Origin of the sequence: Microcoleus sp., from assembly GCF_041354475.1 — a bacterium.
GTDB lineage: Bacteria > Cyanobacteriota > Cyanobacteriia > Cyanobacteriales > Microcoleaceae > Microcoleus.
Genome location: NZ_JBGJZU010000032.1, coordinates 1 through 4,967 on the forward strand (window position 1 = coordinate 1; position 4,967 = coordinate 4,967).

At 45.9% G+C, this 4,967-nt stretch carries 1 protein-coding gene; it reads left to right on the forward strand.

The window, feature by feature from the left end:
- Nucleotides 1–1,213 precede the first annotated feature (1,213 nt).
- On the forward strand, nucleotides 1,214–4,967 hold a 3,754-nt coding region (locus ACBR23_RS13995; protein WP_371119765.1), incomplete at its 3' end, for a cadherin-like domain-containing protein.

Sequence of the window (4,967 nt, forward strand, 5' to 3'; positions counted from 1 at the left end):
GTGGAGTAGACAAACCTCTCAAGAGTCATCTTGAGACTACGATGAATCAGGAAGTTAACACCAAAATTTCTAATGTCCAGCTAAGTCTAGACTTTGGTAATTTTGGGTAGGTTTAACAGAGCGGTTGTGCTTATTTTTATCGAGTATCCCCAATTTAAAATCTCAACCCTCCGTCGTTCGTCATCCATCAAAAAATTACCCATTACCAATTACCAATTACCAATTACCCATTACCAATTACCAATTACCAATTACCAATTACCCATTACCAATTACCCATTACCAATTACTAATTACCAATTACCTATAGCAATCCTAAATCATTTGTGAATTTCTTACTCCCTCCCCTTAGCAAGGGGAGGGTTGGGGTGGGGTAAAAAATTTACGACTCCTGCAAGGATTACCAATTACCCATTACCAATTCTCGCTCGTACCTCATAGGAGAGTTAGAAAGGCTATATTACATTTTTCCCTTTTCTATTTTCTCTGGATATTTTCATAATCTGTCTTGAGATAGATATAATTTTGCCTGCTTTTTACTATTTAGCAATAAAAACATATTTTTCCACTCCGATCGGGCAAAGGGGCGGTCAACGAGATTGCCACATCCACAACAAAAACAAATGTTCTGATCAGTAAACTATATAAAACAATAATTAATTATCGGGAACTCGAAGCAGGAATTTTAAGTCACTGTCCCTAGAATCCTGCACCTGTAGGAATTTATCATCCCTGGGATTGTTGTCCACAGATTGTTGTCAAGGGATTGTTACAAAATTTCAATATAATCCCTGCTAGATTTCTCAAAAGCCCGCTCAATTTTAAGGATTTAGTGTTTAGGGTAGTTAGGGGCTGGGCTTTGTACATTGCAAGTAAAAATTCAGCGAATTATACTGTGGGAATTACGTAGACAATTTAAAATCAGGGTCTTGAACTGTGGAAAATACGCAAAAACACCAGTAAACGTAGTGTAAGGTCAAGCTTACTCTGTATTTAGCCTCTCGATTATTGTTTGTAAGTAATTCCCGAAAAAAAGACTTGCAATTACCAAATATAAGCTTTAGAATCAAACAGGAATATCTTGCTAAAAATTGCCTTGCAGAACCCATTCTATTAGGCAAAACAAAAAAGCTTGAAAGTATTTTTCTAGCTCCTAGTTTAGCAGGAAATAATTCCATTTTCATCATCAATTCGTAGGCAGGAATAACTAAAGATGGAAGAAGAAATGTTGTTGGCTAATCTGTCGGGGACACTGTTTCCCGATCGAGGTGATAGTTTGGTTGAAAGTTCCGACTCTGATAACTCCGCTCCCGATTTCACAAAATTAATTGAAGAGGCGATCGCCCAAAAGTTGAACAACACCGTTGACGACAACAAAAACGAGAGTGCATTTAACGACACACCCGAAGAAAGTAGCGCCGATCCGAGCGTTGACACCAAAGGCATCAAAGAAAAGGGCGACACCATCGAAGGTACCGATGACGATGACTTAATCAGCGTCACCAGTGGTAACAAATCGATCTTCGGCAAAAAAGGCCAAGACGACATCAGAGGCAGCCGTGAAAAAGATAAAATCTACGGCGGTAAAGGTGATGACAAATGCAAGGGTGACGATGGCGATGACGAAATCCGAGGCGATAGCGGTAAAGACAACTGCGACGGCGGCAACGGCAACGACTCCATCTTCGGTGGCAAAGGCAACGATACCATTACTGGCGGTAGCGGCAACGATACCTGCAAAGGTGATGATGACGATGACTTCGTATACGGTAACGAGGGCAACGATGACGTTGATGGCGGCAGTGGCAGCGATAACGTCTACGGCGGCAAAGGCAACGATACCTCCAAGGGTGGCGAAGGCAACGATACCGTCAGGGGCGACTTAGGCAACGACAATTGCGACGGCGGCACTGGTAACGACCAAGTTAACGGTGGTAAAGGCGACGATACCGTTGTAGGTGGTATTGGCGACGACACTTGCATGGGTGACGACGGCGACGACAGCGTGACAGGTGGTGAAGGCAAGGATACCATCATGGGCGGTGCCGGCAAAGACACTTGCATGGGCGATGACGGCGACGACAGCATTGTCGGTGGCGCTGACGACGACAGTCTCATGGGCGGTGCCGGCAATGACATGACAGACGGTGGCGACGGCGACGACACCGTGATGGGCGGTGGCGGTGACGACACCGTGATGGGTGGTGCAGGCAAGGATACCATCGTCGCTGGTGACGGTAATGACATGACAGACGGCGGCGACGGTGACGACAGCGTTGTCGGTGGTGGATTAGGCGATGACACCTTGATGGGCGGTAATGGCAACGATACGATCGTAGGCGGTACTGGCAACAATACCTGTACCGGTGGTGCTGGAGATGACATTTTTGTCATTAGCGATCGCACTTCTGGGCCAAATTCAGTCATCACTGACTTCACAGAAAATGACAAATTTCTGGTATCTGGCAGCTTAAATTTTAGCAGTTTGTCCTTTGTCCAAGTTGGCGTCAATACCGAAATTCGCGGCAGCAGTAACTTTGTGCTGGCGCTATTGTTGAATGTCAACGCTAGTATTCTCAAAGCCGCCAGCTTTTTGGGAGTTACTGTTTCTCCCCCAAACAATACGGTAACAACTCTAACGCCGATTAACACTCCTCCGCGACTGGAAGCTAACAACGATGTTATTCTTGGTTCCGGGAAAACACAGACTATTACTTCTAGCGATTTGAAGTTTTTCGATCGCGAACAAAGTCCCAACGTCATTATCTTCACGCTGACGGAACTACCTCCTGCTACCAGTGGGAAACTGTTCTTAAAGGGAGTAGAAGTAACACAACTAGGTTTAACCTTCTCCCAAGCAGACATTAATGCCGGTTCATTAACTTTCCAAGGCGTAGCTAGCTTCACCGGTGCCGTTAGTTTTGGCTTTAAAGTTACCGACGGCAAAACTACTGTCACCAATCAGAAATTCAGTTTGAATGTTGTTCAAACTGTCTTTAATTTTGCTGGCAATACAGCTCCTCAAGTGATTGTCGGTTCTGTGCTCGATGACGACATCGAGGGCGGCGATGGTGACGATGACATAAAAGCTGGTAAGGGTTCGGACAAGATCAAAGGAGGGAAGGGTAAAAACAAAATTAAAGGCGACGAAGGCGAGGACGACATCGAAGGCGGCGATGACGAGGACTCCATCGAAGGTGGCATAGGCAGCGACAAAATCATTGGCGGTGCTGGGAATGACACATTAACCGGAAATGAGGGCGATGACTCCATCGAAGGTGGAGAAGGCACAAATATTCTCAGTGGTGGTGCTGGGAAGAATCGGTATAGTTACAAGAAATCCCGCGAAGGCATCACCAAAGTTTCAGACGCAGACTTAATTACTGACTTTAAAGTCGATGACGATTTTTTAGAGTTCTCTAATGCTGCTTTTGGTTTCAGCGCGGCTAGCTTCACCAAAATTGAGATTACTGCTAGTTCTGTTGTTGGCAGCATCGGCAGCAATAATTTGCTCGACTTCAGCACTGATACCACCGTCACCAGCATTGCAACTTTGCAAGCACGGTTTAAAGCTTTAGGCGGAAATAGCGAACAGCCTGTATTCTGTCAGTTTACAGATGCCGAGACAGGCCGTAATGTGCTGGTATTTTCAGTTGGGGTTCGCTTTGAAATTGTCGCTAGTTTCTCAGTGAAATTTAGCTTCAAAGTCAGTAACTTTGTGTTCACTGGCCCACCGCTAAATCTTCCTGTCGGTACTCCCGGCCCTGACAATGTGAATTTCAGCACTTCTCCAGTGGGAATTAAATTCGATGGTTTAGCAGGCGATGACAACATTGTTGGCAGCAATTTTAGTGATAGCATCAACGGCGGTGACGGCAACGATACGATTACAGGCGGCCTCGGTGCGGATCTCCTGACAGGCGGTAGCGGTGCTGATATCTTTGCTTACACCACAACGAAAGAAGGTGGCGATAAAATTCTTGACTTTAAGTCAGGAGTTGACAAATTGCAGTTCGTCAGTGGCGCTTTCGGCAATTTGACTACAACTAACTTTGATGCTGTTAGCGGTAGTGCTCCTGATATTACTGGCAAAGAGTTGGTGATTTTCACACAAGGTACTTATGCCACTGTCGAAGCTGCTCAAGCTAAGGCTCTAGGCACTTCTACCACTCCTGGTTTCTTCGTATTTACGAATGCAGCTAACGAGACTGTGTTGGTGTTTGACTCCAACGGTACTGCACCTGGTGGTTCTACCACGGTGGCTAACTTTGGTACTGCTGCTGTGAGTTTGGGCACCTCGGACTTTGTGTTTACAGGTTCCCTAGGCTCTGCTCCAACTCCACCGCCTAATAACAGTATTGTTGACTTAAATGCTCCTAACAATACTTATCCCGTCGCCTTTAACAACTTCGGTTCCGGCGCCGGCGGTTACAATTTCAGCGGCCCTGTATTGTTCATCGGGAATGACAGTGTAAATAACGTTACAGGTACGGCTTTTGCTGATATTTTGAACGGTGGTTCCGGTGCTGATATTATCAGTGGCGGTAGCGGTGCAGATACTCTCAACGGTGGCATCGGTGCAGATTTGCTCACTGGCGGTTCCGGTGCTGATATCTTTGTTTACAATGGCCCCTTGGACGGTGGTGATACCATTACCGACTTCGCTTTTGGAGTTGACAAATTGCAGTTCGTTAGCGGCGCTTTCGGCAATTTGACTACAACTAACTTTGATGCTGTTAGCGGTAGTGCTCCTGATATTACTGGTAAAGAGTTGGTGATTTTTACCGGCGGTACTTATGCCACTGTCGAAGCTGCTCAAGCTAAGGCTCTAGGCTCTTCCACCACTCCTGGTTTCTTCGTATTTACGAATGCAGCTAACGAGACTGTGTTGGTGTTTGACTCCAACGGTACTGCACCTGGTGGTTCTACCACGGTGGCTAACTTTGGTACTGCTGCTGTGAGTTTGG